At 36.4% G+C, this 22,821-nt stretch carries 20 protein-coding genes; 14 read left to right on the forward strand and 6 right to left on the reverse strand.

Going from position 1 to position 22,821, the window contains the following annotated elements:
- Positions 1-3: 3 nt before the first annotated feature.
- Positions 4-450, reverse strand: a complete 447-nt coding sequence (locus JR347_RS00800; RefSeq protein ID WP_205722166.1) for a Spy/CpxP family protein refolding chaperone — start codon at positions 448-450, stop codon at positions 4-6.
- An 87-nt stretch (positions 451-537) separates the two neighbouring features.
- Here JR347_RS00800 and JR347_RS00805 point away from each other — a divergent pair, with 87 nt between their 5' ends.
- Positions 538-1,044, forward strand: coding sequence for a hypothetical protein (locus JR347_RS00805; RefSeq protein ID WP_205722167.1), 507 nt, complete (start codon positions 538-540; stop codon positions 1,042-1,044).
- On the opposite strand, the gene JR347_RS00810 is transcribed toward JR347_RS00805, so the two are convergent.
- Positions 1,039-2,373 (reverse strand): saccharopine dehydrogenase family protein, encoded by a 1,335-nt coding sequence (locus JR347_RS00810; protein WP_205722168.1) that lies wholly within the window; start codon positions 2,371-2,373, stop codon positions 1,039-1,041. The genes JR347_RS00805 and JR347_RS00810 overlap by 6 nt on opposite strands.
- A 122-nt stretch (positions 2,374-2,495) precedes the next feature.
- On the opposite strand from JR347_RS00810, the gene cdd reads away from it, so the two are divergent.
- The 12 genes from cdd (at position 2,496) to JR347_RS00870 (ending at position 17,725) form a co-directional block, all read left to right on the forward strand.
- Complete coding sequence (gene cdd / locus JR347_RS00815; protein ID WP_235689722.1) at positions 2,496-2,984, forward strand: cytidine deaminase; 489 nt, start codon at positions 2,496-2,498, stop codon at positions 2,982-2,984.
- 74 nt (positions 2,985-3,058) lie between these two features.
- Positions 3,059-5,377 carry a GAF domain-containing protein gene (locus JR347_RS00820; protein ID WP_205722169.1) on the forward strand — a complete coding sequence of 773 codons (2,319 nt, stop codon included), beginning with the start codon at positions 3,059-3,061 and terminating at the stop codon, positions 5,375-5,377.
- An 89-nt stretch (positions 5,378-5,466) separates the two neighbouring features.
- Complete coding sequence (locus JR347_RS00825) at positions 5,467-6,285, forward strand: CheR family methyltransferase (protein WP_205722170.1); 819 nt, start codon at positions 5,467-5,469, stop codon at positions 6,283-6,285.
- A gap of 15 nt (positions 6,286-6,300) precedes the next feature.
- A complete protein-coding gene (locus JR347_RS00830) occupies positions 6,301-6,894 on the forward strand; it encodes a chemotaxis protein CheB (RefSeq protein ID WP_205722171.1) in 594 nt (197 codons plus the stop codon).
- Complete coding sequence (locus tag JR347_RS00835; protein ID WP_205722172.1) at positions 6,895-7,761, forward strand: GAF domain-containing protein; 867 nt, start codon at positions 6,895-6,897, stop codon at positions 7,759-7,761. It begins immediately after the preceding gene.
- Positions 7,762-7,775: 14 nt separating this feature from the next.
- Positions 7,776-11,363 carry a PAS domain S-box protein gene (locus JR347_RS00840; RefSeq protein WP_205722173.1) on the forward strand — a complete coding sequence of 1,196 codons (3,588 nt, stop codon included), beginning with the start codon at positions 7,776-7,778 and terminating at the stop codon, positions 11,361-11,363.
- 103 nt (positions 11,364-11,466) lie between these two features.
- The gene (locus tag JR347_RS00845) at positions 11,467-11,997 is read left to right on the forward strand and encodes a SiaB family protein kinase (RefSeq protein WP_205722174.1); all 531 of its coding nucleotides are present in this window, start codon (positions 11,467-11,469) and stop codon (positions 11,995-11,997) included.
- Between the two features lie 41 nt (positions 11,998-12,038).
- Positions 12,039-12,401, forward strand: coding sequence for a DUF1987 domain-containing protein (locus JR347_RS00850; RefSeq protein WP_205722175.1), 363 nt, complete (start codon positions 12,039-12,041; stop codon positions 12,399-12,401).
- Between the two features lie 52 nt (positions 12,402-12,453).
- A complete protein-coding gene (locus tag JR347_RS00855; protein ID WP_205722176.1) occupies positions 12,454-15,573 on the forward strand; it encodes an ATP-binding cassette domain-containing protein in 3,120 nt (1,039 codons plus the stop codon).
- Between the two features lie 95 nt (positions 15,574-15,668).
- Positions 15,669-16,565: a hypothetical protein gene (locus JR347_RS00860; protein ID WP_205722177.1), complete on the forward strand. Its 897-nt coding sequence runs from the start codon at positions 15,669-15,671 to the stop codon at positions 16,563-16,565.
- A gap of 17 nt (positions 16,566-16,582) precedes the next feature.
- On the forward strand, positions 16,583-17,014 hold the full coding sequence (locus JR347_RS00865) for a hypothetical protein (protein WP_205722178.1): 432 nt from the start codon (positions 16,583-16,585) through the stop codon (positions 17,012-17,014).
- Between the two features lie 60 nt (positions 17,015-17,074).
- Positions 17,075-17,725 (forward strand): alpha/beta hydrolase, encoded by a 651-nt coding sequence (locus JR347_RS00870; protein ID WP_205722179.1) that lies wholly within the window; start codon positions 17,075-17,077, stop codon positions 17,723-17,725.
- On the opposite strand, the gene JR347_RS00875 is transcribed toward JR347_RS00870, so the two are convergent.
- The 4 genes from JR347_RS00875 to JR347_RS00890 form a co-directional block, all read right to left on the reverse strand.
- A complete protein-coding gene (locus JR347_RS00875) occupies positions 17,699-18,457 on the reverse strand; it encodes an SDR family NAD(P)-dependent oxidoreductase (protein WP_205722180.1) in 759 nt (252 codons plus the stop codon). The genes JR347_RS00870 and JR347_RS00875 overlap by 27 nt on opposite strands.
- Positions 18,454-19,185 carry a type IX secretion/gliding motility protein PorT/SprT gene (gene porT, locus JR347_RS00880; protein WP_205722181.1) on the reverse strand — a complete coding sequence of 244 codons (732 nt, stop codon included), beginning with the start codon at positions 19,183-19,185 and terminating at the stop codon, positions 18,454-18,456. The genes JR347_RS00875 and porT overlap by 4 nt, the downstream gene beginning before the upstream one ends.
- Positions 19,134-19,856 (reverse strand): bifunctional demethylmenaquinone methyltransferase/2-methoxy-6-polyprenyl-1,4-benzoquinol methylase UbiE, encoded by a 723-nt coding sequence (gene ubiE / locus JR347_RS00885; protein ID WP_205722182.1) that lies wholly within the window; start codon positions 19,854-19,856, stop codon positions 19,134-19,136. Before ubiE ends, porT begins: the two co-directional genes overlap by 52 nt.
- A gap of 84 nt (positions 19,857-19,940) precedes the next feature.
- Positions 19,941-22,004, reverse strand: coding sequence for an OmpA family protein (locus tag JR347_RS00890; protein WP_205722183.1), 2,064 nt, complete (start codon positions 22,002-22,004; stop codon positions 19,941-19,943).
- 196 nt (positions 22,005-22,200) lie between these two features.
- Between JR347_RS00890 and yihA the strand changes: the two genes are divergently transcribed.
- Complete coding sequence (gene yihA, locus JR347_RS00895) at positions 22,201-22,791, forward strand: ribosome biogenesis GTP-binding protein YihA/YsxC (RefSeq protein WP_205722184.1); 591 nt, start codon at positions 22,201-22,203, stop codon at positions 22,789-22,791.
- The last annotated feature ends 30 nt before the right edge of the window (positions 22,792-22,821 follow it).

Below are 22,821 nucleotides of genomic sequence, written 5' to 3' on the forward strand. Positions count from 1 at the left end.
TGATTAATGCCTTTTGTGCCTGTCGCCTCGTTTATCTTCGTGTCTTTTCTCCAAAAACAGTTGCTGCTCTTTGGTTAGAATTTGCTTAACATCTAATCGATGATTCACTTCTCTCTTGTCCAACTTAGTTTTCAGCTCACCCATCTCTTCTACCAACTCCATCACCTTTTTTCTATCTACATTTTCCTCCTCTGTCAAGGTTTTCAATTTAGCTCTTTTTTCATTGAGTTCATTTTCAATGGGCCTAATCTCATCCTTAAAAGCTATTCTTAACTCCTTCATTTTAGATTCCTGCTCTTCTGTTAAATCAGGAATTCTAGGCCCTCTTTCACCATCGTCCATTCCTCTTTCAAGTCTATGGCCATGCATTGGACCATGCTGTGCACTAGCAAAAGTGAAACCTCCAATCACAATTAACAGTGATAAAGCGGTTGATTTTAATTTTTTCATCTTCTTTAAATTTTGAGTTTCTAAATATTTATGACCTTTGGATGTCATCTCAAACTAAAACTTGTGGTGACCAGACACTATTTTTTTATGGATATTAAAAAGGAGCTCCTCAAAGAACATTCTAAAGAGCAGGCCGAATACATTGCTGCTTTTATTGGAACGGATAAAAACAGGTTCAAAGATTTAATGAGCCTATTTTTGGGTGATGATTACAGGACAAGTCAAAGAGCTGCGTGGGCGGTAAGCAAATGTCACGATAAAAATCCTGAACTAATTGCACCTTACCTGAAGCATATGCTCCAAAATCTTGAGAAAGCGCACCATGATGCAGTAAAAAGAAATACCCTTAGGATTTTGCAAGATATTGAAATACCCGAATCACTTTGGGGAAAGACAGCAGATGTTTGTTTTAAAGTGATGCAGTCATCCGCTGAACCTATTGCAGTTAAAGTATTCGGCATGACTGTTTTGGCCAATATCTGCCAAAAAGTACCGGAACTTAAAAATGAACTGAGGCTGATTATTGAAGATCAGTTACCTTATGGTTCTGCAGGATTCAAGAGTAGAGCTAAAAAAGTGCTGAAGGACTTATAGTACCTGCTTTTCACTCATTTCGAAGCCAAGTTCATCCAACTCCTTTAATATAGGGTCATAAATTTCCTTTTTGATTGGAATATGAACCCCTGTCTCTTTGATTTCTCCTTTTAAAACCATTTTAGCAGCTATAGCAACAGGCAAGCCCACTGTTTTAGCCATGGCTGTTTGTACTGAATCATCTCCGATGGCAACCAAAGTACTGTGTATTTCCCTCTTTTTATCGCCTTCCAAATATTCAAACTTATGCCACATTACAATCATGTCAAGATCTTCTGGTTCTAATGACCATTTCTTCTTTAAAATATGCTCTAATATTTGAGCAGGCGTTCCTTTATCAAGGCCAACTGGCTCTTTATCGAACATACCTACCCACTTCATTCGGTGCATCTCAGGTCCTTCCAGATCAAGGCCCATGTAATGCGCCAGTTTTAATTCCACAGAGTCATGCGGATTATACGATAAAAATGAGTTTAAAAACTCCCTGTGAGTCATTTCACTCACACCTTCCATTTCATAGCTATCATCGGTGGCTCCGAGCTGAACAAAAATATCCCAGGTTCTGCAGAAGCCTGGCCGTCTAAACGTACCTCTATAAATGGTTGAAATTCCTCTCAACCCATAAACATCTAAATACTTTAGTGAATCTCTATTCGCATAACCTTCGAAATATCCATAGCCAGGAATATGCACTTGTTCAGTTCTCCTAAACAGTTTTTGATAAGGTATATATTTGAATTTATCCTCCTGAATAAACTTAACTATACCCTGACCTGCCAAAACTACATTTCGAGGATTCCAGGTAAATTTGTATTCCCACGGGTTGTCATCATCAGTTCCCGGAGCTAATAATCCTCCAGTAAAAGATTCAAAAGCAGTTAGCTTATGCCCAGCCCCTCTTATTTTGTCTATCACCTGCATCGCAGACATGTGATCAATTCCAGGATCTAAACCACACTCATTTAACAAGAAAACACCTTTCTTTTTGGCCTCTTCATCCAACGCTTTCATATCATTGGAAACATAAGAGGCAGTAAGCATATGTACCCCTTTTTCAACACATACCTTGGCCACCAATGGATGGTAATTTGCCGGAAGCATCGAAATTACAATATCAGCCTTTTCTACTTCACTAACACATTGATCGTGGTCGTTAATATCAAACTGAAAAGCTTCAGCAACTTCACTTCCATTGCATTTGTTCTTTGCCAAATCCAAAGAATAGTCTCCAACTCTTAATTTCCAATCATTAGCTGAACATTGCTTAATAAGGTAATCAATTAATGATGTGGCCGATCTGCCTGCCCCCAGGACTAATATTAACTTCATTACTTGTATGGTATTTTTTAGCGGGCTCAAATAAAAGAATTAACAAGATGAATCAACAATTCCCAGTAATAAAAATTTTAATGGAAGCTGTAGAAACGTATATTGCAAGGCTCAATTAATAAATGAAGTCATACATGACCACTTCAACAGATAACTTTAAAGTTTACAGGAACTTCGCTGAACTGGAAGGTGAGTTTCAGATTCTGATAAAGAAGGCCGAAGAGGCATTAAAAACCAGTTACTCGCCTTATTCTGGTTTTACTGTAGGTGCTGCACTGGAGTTAACAGACGGCAGTTTTATTTTAGGTGCCAATCAGGAGAATGCTTCATACCCTGCAGGATTGTGCGCAGAACGTGTAGCTCTATTTCAAAAAGGTGCGGTTGCTCCGAATCAAAAAATAAAAGCCTTAGCTGTTGTTGCAAAAAGAAGGGAAGAAAAAAATTACAGATCGGCCGGACCATGTGGTATGTGCCGCCAGGTTATGTTGGAATTTGAGCAAGCTCAGGCTCAAGACATGAAAGTATTATTTAAAGGAGATGGCGAAACTTGGATATTATCACATTCTTCATCAGCACTCCTTCCCTTTTCTTTTGGAAAGGATAATCTATGATCTTTACCTTTAATCTTTTTAATTTATAAGTATATTGTAAATTCGAATATTGGCTTTATAATTCAACTCCATTTATGGGGAAAAACTTTAAAAATCTTACACTACTTCAACAGACTTACCTCCTCTTTGGTGGATTTGCTCTTTTAGCAATTATCAACTATGTGGTAATTAAAGATGCCCATAATGATTACAGATCTTATGAAGTAAAATTTCAAGAACTACAGAATTTTAAAAATCAAACAAAAAATTATAAAGAATTATCCTTTAAAGCTGTTGAAGACACATCAAAATCAGAAGACCTCAAGGAAAGCATTGATTACATCGAATCAACTTTAAGAGTATTCAAAAAGGGTGGTGAGCTACCTTTTAAAAAACAAACAATTTCAGCTGGTTCAGAAAATTTAAAAGCGGTAATAGAAAAGCTTGAAGATAAGTGGACTACCATTAAGAAAGCCCAAAGCAATATTCTATTCGAGCCTCAGAAAATTGACACAACGGTTCAGCAGTCTGTTATGATTCAGGTTAATGATTCAACTACGGCAAATGAAATACAAAACAAAACAATCTCCATTGAAAATAGGGTATTTCGGGAGTCAGCCAATGTTCTAAAATTGGAGTTGCAGCAGTTCCATAAGCTTCTATCAGAATTAGCTACCGTTTTAACAGAGGATCAAAAGAAATCTAGTGACTGGTTACACCTAATATTGGCGTTCTTTCTTGCTTTTAATCTAGTAGCTATTATTGTTGTGCTGCTGTTAATTAAAAGAAATCTATTCGTTCCTCTCAATAGCTTAGGGAAGCTCATATCAAACGAAGAGTTCAACAAAAAATCAGAGTATGATCAACCCAATGAGTTAGGGGTTATTTCTAGAAGCATCAATCATCTGGTCGATATGCTGAATAATTCTACTGATTTTGTTAGAAAAATTGGTGAAGGCAAAATAAATGAGTCCATCACTGGGGTTAAAGAATCTGAAGTGCGGAAAGGAAGTCTTCAGGCTGCGCTATTAAATATGCGCGATCAGATGAAGAAAATGGACGAAGAGGAAGCGGAAAGAAACTGGACAACACAAGGTCTTGCCAAATTTGTGGACATACTGAGAGCCAGTGACAACGTTCAGGAGCTAAGTGATGAAATAATATCCAGTCTGGTAGAATATACTAACTCCAATCAGGGAGGTATTTACATTATTAATGAAGAAGATGAGAATGATAAATTCCTTGAACTCATTTCGCTCTATGCTTTTGATACGAAGAAATATGATACAAGAAAGTATCGAATGGGCGAAGGTTTGGTAGGACAAACTTTCATGGAAAAGAAAACCATTTACTTGCTTGAAGTACCTGAAAGTTATATTCACATTGGCTCTGGTCTTGGCGATGCCAACCCTACTTCCATCTTACTAGTACCTTTAAAAATTGAAAATGATATTTATGGCGTTATCGAGTTGGCATCTTTTCATGAGTATAAAGAGTATCAGATTCAATTTGTTGAAAAATTAGGTGAAAGTATTGCTTCTACCATTGCGGGCGTAAAAGCAAACCAAAAAACAAAGCAACTACTCGAAGAATCGCAACAACTAACTGAGCAGATGCAGGCTCAGGAAGAAGAAATGCGCCAAAACATGGAAGAGCTTACAGCCACACAAGAAGAAATGGGGCGTAAAGAGCAAGCCGTTAACGCCCAAATTGATGCCATCAATAGGTCTTTAGGCACATGTGAGTACTCTGCCGATGGTGCTATTATTAATGCAAACAGAGTATTTACTGATGCTTTGGGTCTTGATCAATCTAAAATTTCTGATAATAACTTCTACAGCTTGCATGGTGGCATCAATCTTTTAGATGAGCTAACACAAGGCAAAAGCTGGTCTGGCTGGCTTGAAAAAAATCATTCTTCTGGCAACACAGTTGAATTGAAATCTTATTTCAACCCTGTTCAAGGGGAAGATGGCGAGTTGTTAAAGATTATTGAAATTGTTACCCAATTTGAGCGGGATCAGAAACCTGCTACTAAAGCAGAAACAAAGAGAGAACTTGAAGATGTTGAAGAGGAAATGCGTCAGCAAATGGAAGAGTTAGAAATTACCCAGGAACAGCTGAACGCTAAACTTTCTACATCAGCCAATATAATCAATGCTTTGTCGGAAGAAATGAATTATGTGGTTTTTAATGAGTTAGGTGACATTCAGGAAACGAGCCAAGCTGCTAGAGTTAGTGTAGGGGATAAAAACAACATAGCAGATATTCTGGATAGTGATGTTAAGAGCTTAACCTCTGCTGATGGTAAGCTCAAGTTAAAATTGAAAGAAAAAAAGATAGAAATAGATGCAACGGTGAGAAAGATTACCGATAGCAAAGGTGGAAATAAGTTTTTGATTATCTGGCACTAGCAATCAGGTAATTAAATAGATAATTGGAAAAATTATACGTGAATTTTATTAATTTACAAATTACAAAATACCTCTAAGCCAATCGATTAATGAAGGATATAGATATTGCAGACTTAAAAAAGATCACAGAGGTGGTAAAGACAAAGTACAACTATGACTTTACCAATTACGCAATGTCTTCTTTTAAAAGAAGAATTTCGAGAATACTCGAAATGAATAATTTCACTATTGAAGTGCTCATGCGCAAATTGAATGAGCCTGCGTTCCTTGATGACTTTTTAAACGAAATTACAGTAAATGTAACTGAGATGTTCAGGGATCCTTCATTTTGGAGGGTATTACGCGATGACATTATCCCCGGCATCCTTTTAAATCATCAGAAAATCAGAATATGGCATGCCGGTTGTTCATCAGGTGAGGAAGTATTTTCGATGGCCATCATGCTGAAAGAGTTGGACTTATTGGATAGTGCCAGCCTTATAGCTACTGATCTGGACACCAATATTTTAGAGAGGGCCAAATCAGGTGAGTACAACCTGAAAAACATGGAACTCAATGAGAAAAACTACATACGCTATCAAGGAATAGGTTCTTTAAAAGACTATTATGAAGAAAAGAACGGTAAGGCTATCATGGATAAAAGCCTTGTTGAAAATGTATCGTTCAGAAAACATGATTTAGTAAATGGCGAAATATTCAACAAGTTCGATTTGATACTATGTAGAAATGTGATGATTTACTTCAACCAGACATTGCAAAATGAGGTACTGAAGAAATTTCACGAAAGTTTATTTAAATATGGATACTTGGCCATCGGTTCCAAGGAATCTCTCATATGGTGTGATATAGCGAATAAGTTTATAATCGTTAATAACGAAGAGAAAATTTATAAAAAGATTAAGGACTGAGAGACTCTATAACCGGTGACTGATTTTAAATTAGATAATCGATATAAGGCCATAGTTATAGGTGGCTCGGCAGGAAGTTTTCAGGGAATAGTCAAAATTCTATCTGCACTACCCTCGAACTTTCCGCTACCAATAATTATGTGCTTGCATAGATTGAAACATGTGCGAAATGGTTTCGTAGAGGCTCTTTCTATTAAGAGCACTATAGAAATTGTTGAACCATACGATAAAGAACATATTAAAAAAGGAAAAGTCTATTTGGCACCATCTAATTACCATATGTCTACAGAGCTTGGTCATTACTTCAGTTTATCTACAGAAGAAATGATCAATAACTCTCGTCCGGCTATTGATATAACGTTAGGTACAACCGCCTATGTGTTTAGAGATAAACTAATAGGTATATTATTATCTGGAGCTAACAGAGATGGTGGTATGGGCATGAAATATATTAAAGACCGTGGCGGGATGACGATTGTACAAGAACCGAGCGAATGTATGATTGATACCATGCCAAAAGCAGCAATGAATCTCACAACCATTGATCATGTGCTTAAAATTGATGAGATTGTAGAGTTTTTTAACCAATTACATAAACAGTATAAGTAAATGAAATTAGATCAGCGAAAAATAAGCATAGCTCTTGTCTTAGTTTATATCATCTGCGGTATCTACGCTACTTATACGTTGTTTACTTTCCAAAACGATTTAATCTATGACGTTCAGGTGCTGGAGATTTCAGATTTAGATAATGCTGCTCCTGTTCTCAATGGCCTATATTTTTCAATGGGAATATGCATTTTGGCCGGTCTTGGTGTCCTATTATATATGTTTAACAATAAGGGCATGGAGATCATTTACGTAGAAAAGAAAGAAGAAAAGTCAAAGAAGGACGAGGATAAAGAGAAAAAGGACAGCAAGAATAAGACATTTAGCGTATCATCCATAAAAGAGGCATTAAGCGAAAAATCGAAATCTGAAGAGAAAATTTTAGGCGAAGGCTTAACAGAAATTTGCAAAGCACTTGAAGCAGGAGTAGGTGCCTTCTATATGTTAAAGAAAGATGGCGACAAAAAGGTTCTTCAAATGAATGCTACTTACGCTATGAGCCTAGGTGAAAGCCAGCGGCCAACCTTTGAAATGGGCGAAGGTCTGGTAGGCCAGGTAGCATCAGAAAAGAAAGCTATAATCATTGACGATATACCAGATGATTATATAAAAATCATTTCAGGCTTAGGGAGTGCATCCCCTACTCACGTTTTAGTAGCTCCAGTTATTTACGGAGAAGAATTATGTGGCGTGGTAGAGATAGCATCATTCACTTCATTTTCAGAGAGCGATCGAAAAGCTGTGGAAGCTGCATTCGAGTTGGTTACTGATAAATTGTATGGTAAAAGTGAAAGTGCCAAACCAACTGAAAAAGCAGAGCCTAAGAAAGAAGGTAAGAAAACGAATAAAGGAAATAAAGAAGCATAAAACATATCAATTATATGTTTAAACAGATATCCATAAGTACAAAGATCACCGGCCTGGTAATAGGTATAGTGCTTGTAACCCTATTGGCCATAAGCTACTTATCATTTAGGTTGAGCCGTGGTGCAATACAAGATAGATACAGCGAAAGCTTAAGAGTAGTTGCTGAAGCACAGTCCGGCAAAATTGAAACAACATTTGAGTCCTTAATAAGTAATCTAAAACTTTTACAGGAGTCTAAAACCATTAAGGAGGGTGCGGTTTCTTCGGGTAGTGGCAGCTCTGCTGGTGGTATGGATATGGGTTTTGGAGATGACCCATTTGCTATGGATATGGGTGGCGGTGATGATCCTTTCGCCATGGATTCTGGCGGTGACGATCCTTTCGCTATGGATATGGGCGGTGGAGATGACCCATTTGCTATGGATATGGGTGGGGATGATGCATCTGCCGAGCCAGCTGACCCTAAGTATGACGTCAAAGGATTTTTGAATGAAGTAAAATCCTCTTATGGATATAATGATGTATTCATTACAGAATCTACCGGCAAAATATTGTTTAGCACCAGCTCTAAAATGTCTGCCGGTTCAAATTTTATTGATCCTGATGGCACAACCTTAGCTAATGCAGTGCAAGGAGTTCATTTTAGTAATGTTACCAAAAAAGAGAATGGTGCATACGTCATTTATGCAGGTGCTCCGGTTAATCACCCAAGTGGAGAAACTTCAATCATTTTGATTGAATACCCAATGACTAAGATTTATGATATTCTGAGTGATTCTACTGGTTTAGGTAAAAGGGGTGAAGTTATACTGGCAAAACTAGACTCTTCTTCCGGCAGAATTAATTACGTAAACAAGCCAAGGCTAGATCCGGATGGTGCATTTAAACTACTAACGTTGGGTGACGCTAACTCAAAAGCGATCCAAAAGGCGGTTACTGGTGCAAAAGGATCTGGTGCTAACGTTGATTATAGAGGTAAAGAAAATTTGGCATACTATACTTACCTACCAAAAGCTAAGCTAGGCTTGGTGGCAAAAATTGATACAGAAGAAATTTATAGCGAGGGTAACGCACTGTTTAATAAGTTCATGTTTGCAGGATTCTTCATCTTGATTATTTCTGGAGTGATATCACTGATTTTTTCAAAGTATTTAACCAACCCATTATTATCACTGAAAAAGACATTGGAGCTTGTTGGCAATGGAACACTTCCTGAACAGGTTGAGCGTAAAACATCAGATGAAATAGGTCTAATGGCAAATAGTGTTAACCATTTGGTTAAAACACTTAAGAATACCGCCAATTTTGCTCAGCAAATAGGTGAAGGTAACTTCTCTGCCGATTTCAAACTCGTAAATGATGATGACGCACTAGGCCTGGCATTGGTGAACATGCGCGATAACCTAGTAGAAAGTGAGAAACGTGATAAAGAACGCAACTGGATTGTAACTGGTGTTGCAGAAATTGGTGAAATACTTAGAGCGCATGATAACCTTGAGCCACTTGGCGATGCCGTTGTAAAATATATCATCGGAAAAATTGGGGCTGTTCAAGGTGCCTTTTATGTGGTAAATGAAGATGATCCGGATGACATTTTCATAGAGATGAAAGCAAGTTTTGCTTACAATCGTAAAAAACACTTAAATGCAAAATTTAAATTTGCTGAAGGTCTGGTAGGACAAGCAGCCGCTGAAAAAGATACCGTACTAAGAACAGAAATCCCTCATGATTATGTAACGATCACATCAGGTATTCTGGGTGATAAAAGACCAACCAGCATTCTCATAGTGCCTTTAATAACTGAGGAAAAGGTATATGGTGTTGTTGAGTTTGCCGGTTTTGAAAAGTTTGATAGTGGTAAGGTAAAATTTGTTGAAGAGCTAAGTCTAATTCTTGCTCGTACAGTGTTCAACATCAAAGTAAATGAAAGAACACGCAAGCTTTTGGAAGAGTCTCAGGCAATGAGTTCTGAGTTACAAGAGAAGCAAGAGATTCTTCGTCAGAATGCTGAGGAAATGCAGGCTACTCAGGAAGAGCTTCAAAAATCTAACTCCAAGTTAGAAGAGCAAATTGAAGAGGTAAATAGAACGCAAAACAGAATGCAGCTTCTATTGGAGAATGCCTCCGAGGTAATCACTATTTATGAAGAAGATCTATCCGTTAGATATATCAGTCCATCAGTAGAGCCAATTCTTGGCTACACGCAAAAAGAAATGATTGGTGTAAGCGATGCTGATAAGGTAAATAAAGAGCATGTGGCTGAGTTCAAAGGAATGTTCAAAAGCCTTCTTGAAAATCCCGATGAACAGATCACTATTCAGTATGAGTATTTAACTAAAGATGGCAACTACATCTGGATTGAATCTACTGGCACCAACTTTATGTCGAACCCTGCCATCCATGGTTTAATAGTTAACTCGCGTGACATTACCGAAAGACGAAGAGCAGAGCAAGAACAGAGAATGCGTAGTAAAATGCAGGCTCTTTCGGAAAACTCTCTCGATCTGATTACAAGGTTGGAAGATGATGCCATTTCTTACATCAACCCTGTTATTGAAGAATATACGGGCAAAGGACCTTCAGACTTCTTAAATCAGAAAATTAAGGAGGCCGATTTAGCTCAAAATGTACTAGATAAGTGGCTGGAAATTATTGAAGAAGTCAATAGTACCAATAAAAAGGTAGCAACTGAAATGGACTTCCCTTCCGAAATGGGTGACAGAGTAATGCAGGTTAATGCCATTCCGGAGTTTGACGATAATGAAAAGCTTGAATCTGTATTAGTAGTTTCTCATGACATCACAGAGAGAAAGTTAATTGAGCTGGAAATCCAGAACAAAAACAAGAAGATCGCAGATAGTATCAACTATGCTAAGAGAATTCAGAATGCTATTCTGCCTAACAACAATGTGATTAATAAGGTACTACCTGATTCATTCATTCTTTACAAGCCTAAAGATGTGGTGAGCGGTGACTTCCCATGGTACGTTAAAATAGGTGATGATATTTACATGGCTGCTGTGGATTGTACAGGTCATGGTGTTCCTGGAGCCCTTTTATCATTAATTGGCTATTTCTTGCTTAATGATATCGTTAGAAGTAGAAAAATATCTGACCCGGGTATAATCTTAGATCAGCTGGATGAAGGCGTTACTACAACACTTCGTCAGGACCAGGATGATTCTAAAACGAAAGATGGAATGGATATCGCACTTTGTAAAATAAATACAGCTACAAGAAAGGTTGAATATGCAGGTGCTCACAGGCCGTTATATGTGGTGAAGAAAGGTGAGATGGAAGAAATTAAAGGTAATAAGTTCGCTATTGGTGGAGGTATCTATAAAAACCAAACCAACTTCACTAATCATAAAGTTGAACTTAATGAAGGTGATTCATTCTACTTTTGCTCAGACGGGTTTCCAGATCAGTTTGGTGGACCAGATAACAGAAAGTATGGCCCTAAGCGCTTAAGAGAGAAAATCATGGAAGTTCACAACATGTCAATGAAAGACGCTTATGTGAAGTTTGATGACCATTGGACAAATTGGATGGGAGAAGAAAAGCAAACTGATGATGTATTGTTAATTGGTATAAAATTGTAGATTTTTAATTAAAAGTCGTATTTTGACAAACTATAATCAAAATCGACTAACAAACTTATAGATAAAGACTTATAAAGAACCTGAATAAAACGCTTTAAGACTTATGAAGTATATTTTTGATTTGCACAAAACCATGCTTGAAAACCATCTGATCTTGGTATACGAGGGTGAATTTACCCAGGAAATTACCAAATCAGTATTGGCCATGGCGGAACGAAATATGGATTCTTCAGGTGAGGAATCTACTGTCAAAAGGAAAGTATTCAATGTAATGGTTGAGTGCTTACAGAATATTGTAAAACATGCAGATGATGTTGCTAACAATCATTCAGCTGTATTTATGGTGGGTAAGCAAGAAGACAAATACATTATCATTTCCGGCAACCCAATTATGAATGAGAACATAGATGGCTTGAAAGGTAAAATTGACCAGATTAATGAGCTGGATAAGGATGGTTTAAAGGAACTTTATAAAAGCATAATCAAGAGTACTGAAATCTCTGATAAAGGAGGTGCAGGTCTTGGGTTTGTAGATATGGCTAGAAAGTCAGGGAATAAACTAGATTATGATTTTGTTGATATAGGGGATGGCAATTCATTTTTCTGTTTACGGTCATCAATAGATAGACTATAGTTTAATTTTTTGGTAATAACGATTATAAATAAGCATTAATAATGGACATACTAAATTTAGAAGGCACTGAAGATACTCCTAAAATTATTTTAGATAAAGGAAACGGTATTTTTGAAATTTCTGGTCGTAGCTTACCGGAAGACTCTGCTGAATTTTATCAGCCTGTATTAGATTGGATCGAAGAATATTCTAAAGACGCGAATGCAAGCACTGAATTCATGTTCAAATTAGAATATTTCAATACAGCTTCTAGTAAACTAATACTTGATGTTCTATCTGCATTGGAAGATATCGATGGTATGACTATCATATGGTACTTTCATGAAGATGACGAAGATATGGAAGAAGCAGGTGAGGAGTTTTCTGAACTTGTTGAAATTCCGTTCGAATTTAAAACATACTAAGTTATACCTAATTTTTTGCCAGTAAATTGCTGCTAACAGCAGACGGTAGCCTATGAGTGAGGAAATACTTAAAGCACTTACCCAACTTTTTGCCATTATTACCAAACAAGATGGAGGTGTTACTGAGAAAGAAAGGCAGTTTGTAATAAGTTTTTTTCAGCAGGAGCTAGACCAAGACTCTGTTAAAGAGTATGTTGAGCTTTATGATAAATTCGCTGGCTATAATCAGGATGGCGATGAGGAGAAAGAGGAAGAAGGAAGTAAGAAAAGAAAATTAACCTCCGTTCGTGACTCCGTTAAAACTTTAGGTCTTTGTAAGAAAATCAACAAAACACTTACCCAAAAACAAAAGGTAGTTGTTTTAATTAAAATTTTAGAGTTAGTAGGGTCAGATCAAAACTTTACTTCTCAAAGGATGGAAATTATTGACACCATTAGTACGGTGTTCAATATCGTGAAGGACGAATACAAGCTTATTGAAAGCTTCGTTATCAAAACAGAATCTTCAGAACTTAATTTTGGTGATATACTTATTGTTGATGGTGAAGGTGAGCATGATCACACACCTGAAAATAAGGAAGAACTAGAAGAAAAAGGGATTTACTCTAAACACTTCTACTCAGATATAGATGGCCACATCATATTCTTGAAGGTAAATAGTGTTGACATGTACTTCACCAAGTACATTGGTAAAGATCAAATAGTGCTTAATGGGTTTATCATGCAGAGAAACAGAGTATATCTGTTTTCTCATGGTAGTACTGTTAAAACACCATTAGGCGCAGCTCTTTATTACAGTGATTTAATCGCACTTTTTAATGAGGAGTTAAAAACCACCAAGCTTTCTTTTAATGCCGACATCCAGGAATTTAGATTCCCTAATGGTGCTCTTGGTTTGCGTGATGTAGTCATTTCAGAAGGTCCAGGACAGCTCATTGGAATTATGGGTGCCAGTGGTGCAGGTAAAACCACCTTAATGAATGTTTTGGCTGGCATAGAGCAACCTACATTAGGCTCAGTTAAAATTAATGGGTTCGACATAAACACCCAGAAAGACCGTATACACGGTGTTATTGGGTATGTTTCGCAGGATGACCTTCTGATCGAGGAGTTAACTGTTTACGAAAACCTTTATTATAATGCGAAACTATGTTTCGCCAACTTGTCTGAAGAAGACTTAAGTAAAAAGGTTCTTGATGTTTTAGAAAGCCTAGGCCTCGATCAACGTAAGGATTTAAAAGTTGGTAGTGTTCTAGATAAAACCATAAGTGGTGGACAAAGAAAACGTTTAAATATTGCCCTTGAGTTAATTAGAGAACCTGCAGTAATGTTTGTTGATGAACCTACATCAGGTTTATCATCAAGAGACTCAGAAAATGTAATTGACTTATTAAAAGAGCTTTCCTTGAAGGGGAAACTAATATTTGTGGTAATTCACCAGCCTAGTTCTGATATCTATAAGATGTTCAGCAAAATGTACATCATGGATACTGGCGGCTACCCTGTATTCTATGGTAATCCAGTTGAGGCAGTAACTTATTTTAAGAAAGCTTCTAACCAGGTTGATTCACAAAGAGGACAGTGCGAAACATGTGGTAACGTTAACCCAGAGCAAATATTTAATATCATTGAGGCTAAGGTGGTTGATGAATATGGGCAGCTCACAAACAAGAGGAAGGTTAACCCTCAACAATGGCACGAAGGCTTTAAAGAGCATTTTTCAATTGAAAAAGTTGAAGATATCAACGAAGAGCCTGCGCATTCACTATTTATACCAAATAGATTAAAGCAGAGCTTAATTTTTACTACACGCGATATGTTGAGTAAGTTAAGCAACAAGCAATATTTGCTGATTAACTTACTAGAAGCACCTCTTTTGGCGCTAATATTAGCGTTTATCATTAAGTATAAGAGTAGCCCTTTTGGCAATGATTATCTTTTCCGTTTTAATGATAACATTCCCGCGTTTATGCTCATGAGTATCATTGTAGCTCTTTTTATGGGGCTAACAGTGAGTGCCGAAGAAATAATTAGAGACAGGAAAATACTTAAAAGAGAGTCTTTCCTAAATTTAAGTTGGAATAGCTATCTTATATCAAAAATCATTATACTTTTCTTAATGTCCGCAATTCAAACCATGTCGTTTGTGATAATTGGGCATTTAATTCTTGAAATCCATGGAATGACATTTGCCTTCTGGTTTGCGTTATTTACCTGTTCATGCTTAGCAAACGTATTAGGCTTAAATATTTCAAGTGCATTTAATTCTGCCGTTACCGTGTACGTAATGATTCCGCTTTTACTCATTCCGCAAATGATTCTAAGTGGATTGCTATTTAGCTTTGATAAATTAAATGAAGTACTCAGCACCAAGGGTAAAGTTCCTATTGTGGCAGATTTTATGGCTTCTAGATGGGCCTATGAGGCAATGGCCGTTCATCATTTTAAGAATAATGATTATGAAGAGCCTTACTACGAATTAGAAAAAACTGAAGCTGAAGCAGATTTTAAGGCAGCATATCTGGTAGAGGAGCTAAAGAAAAAACGTCAATACATTTCAGAAAATATTGGAACCGATAGCGATTCAATAAAAGCTATCCTGAAAAAGAATTTAAATATAATTAAAGAAAACATTGTTGGTGATCCTTTCCAGGAAGGGTTAGAGAATGTAAATGTTAACGATCTAACGTTAGAAACTTTTACTCCAGATGTTAGCAAGACTCTCGAAACATATTTTAAGAACTATAAAGACTATTATCAGGATATATATAATAAAAGTGTTGTTCGGAAAGATCAGATGGTGTATTTCTTTGAGAACAATCCTGAATATGACTATAATCTTAATGAACTAAAGAATGAATATTATAATGAGAGTTTAGCTGATCTTGTTATGAACGTTGCTGAAAAAGATAGGATCATTGAATATAACGGTGAACTGATACAACAAATTAATCCTATTTTTAATGAGCCTGATAAACCAAACCACTTTTTTGACTATAGGGCTCACTTTTTTGCTCCTTCGAAATATTTTGCTGGAACATACTTTAGCACATATGTATTTAACTTGCTTGTCATCTGGTTAATGACGATATTGTTATACATTACCTTATATTTTGAAGCTCTTAGAAAAGGATTAGATAAATTAAGTAAAATAAGATTCTCTAAGAAGTAGTATTTATCAGCCATTAATCCGGCCAATTACAAATAATAATATTTGTAATAGATAAATGAATTTATAATTTTGTTACCATCATAAATGTTGTGCATATGAGGAAATTATCATTGATATTGGCAGTTCTGTTTTTTGCCTGCAACTCAGGTAAAAAACCAGATGAACAGGCATTTTTAGAGAGTTTGGATTCAACAAAAGTTGAAGGTCCAGCTATTTCTGAAGAGGCCATTAGTAGCATTATTCAACAAATCCCATCACCCTTAGAAATCTCAGTTCTTTTGAAAGAATCTGGAACTAAGTATGACAAAAGTTTCTTGAATTCTGCAGATAATATATCAAAATACAATAGCAACTACAGAAAGTCTTTAAATCTTGGTATTTACGGTACTGATTTAGGTTACACTAACATTTATGAGCAAAATCAAGATGGTTTAGATTACATGGCTGCTATTAAAGAGCTAGCTGATGGGTTAAGCATCGGTCAATTTTTTGACATAGAAACCATCGGAAGATTAGCTACAAATAGCAAGAATCTGGATTCACTATTGTTAATTACTACTCAGAACTTTAATAACATTAACCACTATTTACAGGAGCAAAACAGAGCTAATTTAAGTGTGCTTTTGTTAGCTGGTGGTTGGTTAGAAGCTATGCATATCACTTGCCAGGTAGCTAAGAAAAATCCTGACAACAAAGAATTAAGAGATACAATTGGTGAGCAAAAGATCATTTTGGAAAACATAGTGCTTCTTTTAAGCTTCTATAAAGACGTTGATCAAAACATGGCATCACTTTTGAATGAAATGCAAAAGTTACAGTCGGAATACGAAAAAATTCAGATTGTAAAGACCTACAAAGAATCAACCTTCGAGGTTGTTGATGGTGTGATGGTTATAAAAGATAATAGTACAAGTGAAATAAAAATTACTAATGAAAATGTACAGAACATCACGAACATCATTAGTAGTATTAGAAAAAGTGTAATTAGTTAGTGGAAAATAATCAGAATATGAAAAAGGTATTTTATACAATAATAACGGCATGTTTATTTTTAATTGCCGGTACAACTGTTAAGGCACAATGCAATGCTGAGCAATACACAAACGCTTGTATTCCAAAATTAGCTTCTGGTTTTAATTTCCTTAAGAGTTATAAAATCGATGGACAAGGAGGTTCTAAAACAAAAGTTGAATACTCTTATGTATTTACTAAAGGAACCCAATACATGATTAATGTATGCGCTACTGGAGAATCAACTGACGGAATTATTGTTAGCTTATTTGATAGTAACAGAAACCAGGTTGCTAGTAGCAAATTTAACGGCCAGTTTCTGAGTGCAATCGCCTACCCTTGCAATACAACAGGCATTTATTACATACAGTACACGTTTGATAATTCAACACAATTCTGTGGAGGAAGTGCGTTAGGGTTCAAGCGATAGTTCAAAGAATTAAAATTTATTAATAAGCAGGTTTCATTCATTGGAACCTGCTATTTTTTTATGCAGGAACATCATTTCAACTTTTCATATAAAGGTAGATACAGTCAACTTGGTGAGCTAAATACAAAGACTAAGCATGTTCTTTTTGTTCTTCATGGCTATGGACAACTGTCAAAATTCTTCATTAGAAAGTTTAGCTGCCTGGAAGATCATGGTTTTTGTATAATTGCGCCCGAGGGGCTATCAAAGTTTTATTTGGAAGGATTTAGTGGTCGTGTAGGTGCTACGTGGATGACCAAAGAAAACAGAGAGGTTGACATCGAAAATTATATAGAGTATTTAAATCAGCTATACACTAATATAAAAAAAGATATCAGCACTGGTGTTAAAATCACACTTTTAGGATTTTCACAAGGCTCAGCAACAGTTTCACGCTGGATTGCTTCTGGCCAAATCGAATTTAACCAATTAATTCTTTGGGCAGGTATTTTCCCACCCGATATGGACATCACTGTAACCAGAGAAATTCTTACAAGTAAAGAAATCAAATATGTGTATGGGCTGGATGATCCTTTCATTAAAAAAGAAAGGCTTCAAGAGATGTCTGAAATTTCAAGTCATTTGAAACTAAATCCAGAAACAATAACCTTTAACGGGAAGCATGATATAGATACAGATACCTTGCTACAGATTTTTGTTAACAACAGTTGAGGACGCTTGATCTGTTGGTAAAACCAATAAATCGGCCACGTTCACATGCTTGGGCCTTGTAATCACAAAATGAATAAGCTCGGCTATGTCATGTGGTAGTAACGGTGAGTAGCCTTTATAAACCGATTCTGCCCTTTCCTTATTACCTTTAAATCTAACTTCAGAAAATTCAGTTTCTACCAAACCTGGGTTAATTCCTGTTACTTTGATTCCATACTTATTCATATCAAGCCGCATTCCTTGTGTAATGGCGTCTACAGCATGTTTAGATGCACAGTAGACATTTCCATTAGGATACACTTCTTTTCCCGCTATGGAGCCTATATTAACTATATGGCCTTTCCTTCTGGAAACCATGCCGGGCATAACAAGCTTAGACAGGTGCAACAAGCCTTTGACATTAATATCAATCATGGCGTCCCAATCAGCTATAGAACCATCTTGAATAGGATCTAATCCATGAGCATTACCTGCATTATTAACAAGAATATCAATACTCTTCCATTCTGCTGGCAAAGAATCAAAGGCCTTTTGAAGCTCATCATTATTAGTGATATCAAATGAAAGTGTCTTAATTTCGGTGATGGCACCTAGTTTATTTTCAAGCTCAACTAATCGTTCCTTTCTTCTTCCGGTTAAAATTAATTTATAACCATTCTTAGCCAAAAGTTCAGCAGTAGCTTTACCTATGCCTGAAGTGGCTCCGGATATAAAAACAATTTCTTGACTCATTGGAAAAGTAGATATAGCGTAACAGTATTGGTATTCAGGCGATCGATGCCTGCACTCAAATCGTTGTCACCATCCAGCATATTGGTTATTCCTTTTGAAAACCGTATTTCTGGTGAAAATTTGAACAAAGGATAATACATATCAATACCAAATCCGACATCGAGTGACAAGTTGAACGCTTTAATATCCAGGTTTTCTTTACTCACTTCGTCTACATCATTTTTACCAGAGGCTTCAAAGCCGGGCTTCACTCCTCCTACCATATACATTCTGAAATTACCTCTTCGCTCCGATTTATATTTTAAGAGCAGTGGCAGTTCTACAACCGTAGTTTCTACTAATTCTTCCAATGGGGTTGAATCTAATGATTGATATTCCAGTCTATGTTCATAAAATGAAACTTTAGGCAATAAACGGATGTCAAGGAATTCTGACATATTCATGTTTACAATAAAGCCCAAGCTAAAGCCAGGAGACCATGAAGGCGATATTGAATACAATGTATCAAGTTCTCTTGACACAAAGCGATCTGAATATTTTAATTGATAAGTAGTAGTATGCAAACCAATTAGAAAACCATAACTAAGAAAACGATCGTCATAGTTAGGGTTGTTCATTTCAACATTACGCTGAGATAATGCTGGTTTGGCTAAAAGCAATATAAGTAGCGCAAAAACTACTTTTGTCCTATGTAAATAGAGCTTATCCCAAATGTGAGTGGCTTGCATTTATTGTCTTTAAATCCTGCGTTCTCTAATACCCTTAAGAATTTATCACCATCAGGGAATGCATCTACTGACTCCGGCAAATATGTATATGCTGAAGAGTCTTTGGATATCAGTCTTCCAATTTTAGGTAAAATTGCCTTAAAGTAAAAGTTGTAGAGTTGCTTAAATGGGAATTTAGTAGGTTTAGAAAATTCTAATATTACTGCTTTTCCGCCCTTTTTAAGTACCCTGTTCATATCTTTCAGGCCTTTCTCTAAATCCTCAAAGTTTCTTACACCAAAAGAAACGATTATGGCATCGAATGTATTGTCTTCGAATAAGAGTTTCTCTGAGTCGCCCAGTTGTAAGTCAATAATATTATCCAAACCCCTCCTCTTCATCTTTTCCTTACCCACAGTGAGCATTCCTTCAGATATATCTACCCCAACAACCTTTTCAGGCTTCAATGCCAATGCTTCAATTGCAAAATCGCCTGTTCCAGTGGCTATGTCAAGTATATACTTCGGTTGGTCTTTTTTCAGGTATTTTATAGCCTTCTTCCTCCATAAAATATCAATTCCTAAGCTCAAAAAGTGATTTAAAAAATCATACTTCTTGCTGATGTTGTTAAACATCTCTGCTACTTGTTGTTTCTTACCTGTATTTTTTTCCTTGTACGGAACTACTGACATCCCTTAAGATTAGTTAAAATGAAGTTGCAAATATCATCCAGATAGAATGATATTCCTAATCAAAACAACTATGATGGAGATATGTTATTTGCCGCTGAGTACTTTGAATTCAACTCTTCTATTGAGCTCTCGGCCTTCTTTTTCATCATCATTACTTGCCAAAGGTCTTTCTTCACCGTAACCAACAGCAGTAATTCTTCTGGCATCAATGCCCTTTTTAACGAGGTAATCTTTCACAGCGTTAGCTCTTCTCTGAGATAATGCCTTGTTATAGTCTTTCGGCCCAATGTTATCTGTGTGACCAGAAATTTCAATCTGTAAACCTGAGTTTTCAGCCATCATAGACTCTAACTTATTCAACTCTGGATAAGACTCATCTCTGAAAGTGGCTTTATTAAAGTTGAAATAAATATTTCTTAATACCGAACGGGTACCAACTTCCAGTTTTCGCATCGTAACCGTTCTATCAATAATTTGTGGAACTGTTGTAGCCGCTGGCAAGGTTATGTCTAAGTTTTGGAATACATATCCGCTGTTTTCAACCGATAAATTATAAGTCTTACTTTCCTTAGAACTTACTTTAAATTCAAAAACTCCAGGGCCTTTGTTAGTTTTACCCGCCACTAAATTATCTGAGCTGGTTAGGCTTACTTTGGCCTCTAACGGATTCTTAGATTCATCCAACACTTTTACAGTTAAAATAACTGGCTGTAACTCTTCCGTTTTCGGTTTTACTGCAACTAAATCCTTTGTTGTTTCTTCTTTTGGCTCCGTTTCTACTTCCTCAGCAGTTTTAGACATTATATTATCAGCAACTTCATCCTCCTGAAGTATTGTTACCATATAAATGTCTGTAAAACCCATACCATCTTCTCTCACTGATGCATAGTAGCCTCTTTTGCCATCTTTAGTACTTACGAAGAAGATATCATCATCGGGCGTGTTAATAGGAAACCCTAAATTCTCTGGATCACCCCACTCCGCTGCTGCACTATCGTAGGTTGATTTAAATATGTCATATCCACCCATTCCCTTTCTTCCCAATGAGCTGAAATAAAGTGTTTTACCATCATAATCTATAAACGGTGCGTCATCATCATATTCGGTATTAATCTTGGGGCCTAAGTTTTTTGAACGAGCCCACTCTCCATTCCTATCCTTGATACTGTAGTATATATCTATACCACCTTGTCCGCCCGGACGATCACTGGCAAAAAACAATATCTGACCGTCTGGAGAAATAGATATGGAAGCTTCCTTAAAACCTTCTGAATTTACGCTCTCACTTAATGGTTCCGGGAAAGTCCAGGTACCATCTTCTTTTCTGTCAGACTCATAGATATCGCCATTATTTTCATCCTTGTAAAGGAATAACTGCGTACCATCTGCTGAAAGTGCAAGGTTAGAATCATGAAAAGGTGTATTAACTACATTACCAATATTCTCCGCTTTGCTCCACTGACCATTTTTCTTGGTACTGATAAATATATCTTCGTAAGGCTTGTTATCAGAAAACACATTTTCATTCAAGTTACCTTCTCTTCTTCTTGAGGTGAAAATTAAAATTGTTTCATCTTCGTTGAGAACAGGGCCATATTCCTCATATTCTGAATTGATAGCACTACCAACATTCACGATGGAATAATGCGCAGGGTTAGCTACAAACTCTATTGCATTCTGACATTCATATATTTTACGATCAACCACTGACAACTCAATTCTATCTCTACCTCGGTAACCGTCTCTATCGATCAGCTTTTGTCTATATCTACTATAAAATGCTAAGGCTTTATCGAATTCCATTCCATAATGGTAGCTCTGGCCTATCCAATATTCGATATCAAATCTATATTCTGCATCTAATTCTAATACCCTTAAGAAGTATTTTACGGCATTTTTCTTCCCAACTGTTTTTAAATAAAAGTCTCCTGCTCTCCAGTTTGCTATGATATTGGTTGGATCAGCTTCAGCGGCCTGAACGTAAATATCCCTCACATCCACAAGTGGTTGAGCGGCATCCATCATTGTTTCGGCTAGTTCTATATAGGTCTGAGCGGTTTCTTTAGCATCTTCATCTTGGGCTATAGAGCTAAGGCCAAACCCCAGAAATAGAGTTAGAAAAAATAAAAGCCTTAATTTATGATACATCTTCAATGTTATTTCAAGTCGTTGACTTAGTTAAAAAAATTACGTTCTTCCGAGACGAACGTTCAATATGCTAATATTTAAGCAATAATAAAATTAATTTTTATTTCAAGTATTACTTTAAGTCCAAAAAATTACATCCTTGCAATTAAGCAAATAAATATAGTTAATTGTTTTAATTTTAACAATTTGCGCCTTTATGGAGATACTCCAATCAGAGTTTGTAAAAAGCAGCAGTAAAATTGAAGAGTGCCCGGAAGCAAAGTATCCTGAATTTGCGTTTATAGGCCGATCCAATGTAGGCAAATCTTCCTTGGTGAATATGCTGGCCAATAATAAAAAGCTGGCAAAGGTGTCTGGAAAGCCGGGTAAAACGCAGTTAATCAATCATTTCTTAATAAATAACAATTGGTTTTTAGTTGATTTACCCGGTTATGGATGGGCTAAAGCATCGAAAACTGATAAGGCCAAATGGGGAGAAATGATACATGACTACATTATTGGACGCGAAAACCTGCACAATGTCTTTGTTTTAGTTGACTCCAGGCTCACTCCGCAACAAATAGATGTTGAATTTATTAATTGGTTGGGTGAAAATGGTATACCATTAGCCATCATTTTTACAAAAGCTGATAAACAATCAAAAAATAAGAATCAATCTGCCATAGCTAAATACAGAAAAGTACTAAAATCAACCTGGGAAGAACTACCTCCTATGTTACTAACGTCATCAGCGAGCTTTGAAGGAAAAGAGGATGTATTAAAGTTTATAGAAAATTACATTCGCTAACGTTATTCAGTAAAATCTTTTAGATTTGAG

Source organism: Fulvivirga lutea, from assembly GCF_017068455.1.
GTDB lineage: Bacteria > Bacteroidota > Bacteroidia > Cytophagales > Cyclobacteriaceae > Fulvivirga > Fulvivirga lutea.

Excerpts from the sequence above, each read along its gene's own strand:
- JR347_RS00855 (WP_205722176.1), top strand. The coding sequence starts at position 12,454 with ATGAGTGAGGAAATACTTAAAGCACTTACCCAACTTTTTGCCATTATT.
- JR347_RS00835 (WP_205722172.1), top strand. The coding sequence starts at position 6,895 with ATGAAATTAGATCAGCGAAAAATAAGCATAGCTCTTGTCTTAGTTTAT.
- JR347_RS00825 (WP_205722170.1), top strand. The coding sequence starts at position 5,467 with ATGAAGGATATAGATATTGCAGACTTAAAAAAGATCACAGAGGTGGTA.
- JR347_RS00875 (WP_205722180.1), bottom strand. The coding sequence starts at position 18,457 with ATGAGTCAAGAAATTGTTTTTATATCCGGAGCCACTTCAGGCATAGGT.
- JR347_RS00820 (WP_205722169.1), top strand. The coding sequence starts at position 3,059 with ATGGGGAAAAACTTTAAAAATCTTACACTACTTCAACAGACTTACCTC.
- JR347_RS00810 (WP_205722168.1), bottom strand. The coding sequence starts at position 2,373 with ATGAAGTTAATATTAGTCCTGGGGGCAGGCAGATCGGCCACATCATTA.
- JR347_RS00860 (WP_205722177.1), top strand. The coding sequence starts at position 15,669 with ATGAGGAAATTATCATTGATATTGGCAGTTCTGTTTTTTGCCTGCAAC.
- cdd (WP_235689722.1), top strand. The coding sequence starts at position 2,496 with ATGAAGTCATACATGACCACTTCAACAGATAACTTTAAAGTTTACAGG.
- JR347_RS00870 (WP_205722179.1), top strand. The coding sequence starts at position 17,075 with ATGCAGGAACATCATTTCAACTTTTCATATAAAGGTAGATACAGTCAA.
- JR347_RS00840 (WP_205722173.1), top strand. The coding sequence starts at position 7,776 with ATGTTTAAACAGATATCCATAAGTACAAAGATCACCGGCCTGGTAATA.
- yihA (WP_205722184.1), top strand. The coding sequence starts at position 22,201 with ATGGAGATACTCCAATCAGAGTTTGTAAAAAGCAGCAGTAAAATTGAA.
- JR347_RS00850 (WP_205722175.1), top strand. The coding sequence starts at position 12,039 with ATGGACATACTAAATTTAGAAGGCACTGAAGATACTCCTAAAATTATT.
- JR347_RS00865 (WP_205722178.1), top strand. The coding sequence starts at position 16,583 with ATGAAAAAGGTATTTTATACAATAATAACGGCATGTTTATTTTTAATT.
- ubiE (WP_205722182.1), bottom strand. The coding sequence starts at position 19,856 with ATGTCAGTAGTTCCGTACAAGGAAAAAAATACAGGTAAGAAACAACAA.
- JR347_RS00805 (WP_205722167.1), top strand. The coding sequence starts at position 538 with ATGGATATTAAAAAGGAGCTCCTCAAAGAACATTCTAAAGAGCAGGCC.
- porT (WP_205722181.1), bottom strand. The coding sequence starts at position 19,185 with ATGCAAGCCACTCACATTTGGGATAAGCTCTATTTACATAGGACAAAA.
- JR347_RS00890 (WP_205722183.1), bottom strand. The coding sequence starts at position 22,004 with ATGTATCATAAATTAAGGCTTTTATTTTTTCTAACTCTATTTCTGGGG.
- JR347_RS00800 (WP_205722166.1), bottom strand. The coding sequence starts at position 450 with ATGAAAAAATTAAAATCAACCGCTTTATCACTGTTAATTGTGATTGGA.
- JR347_RS00845 (WP_205722174.1), top strand. The coding sequence starts at position 11,467 with ATGAAGTATATTTTTGATTTGCACAAAACCATGCTTGAAAACCATCTG.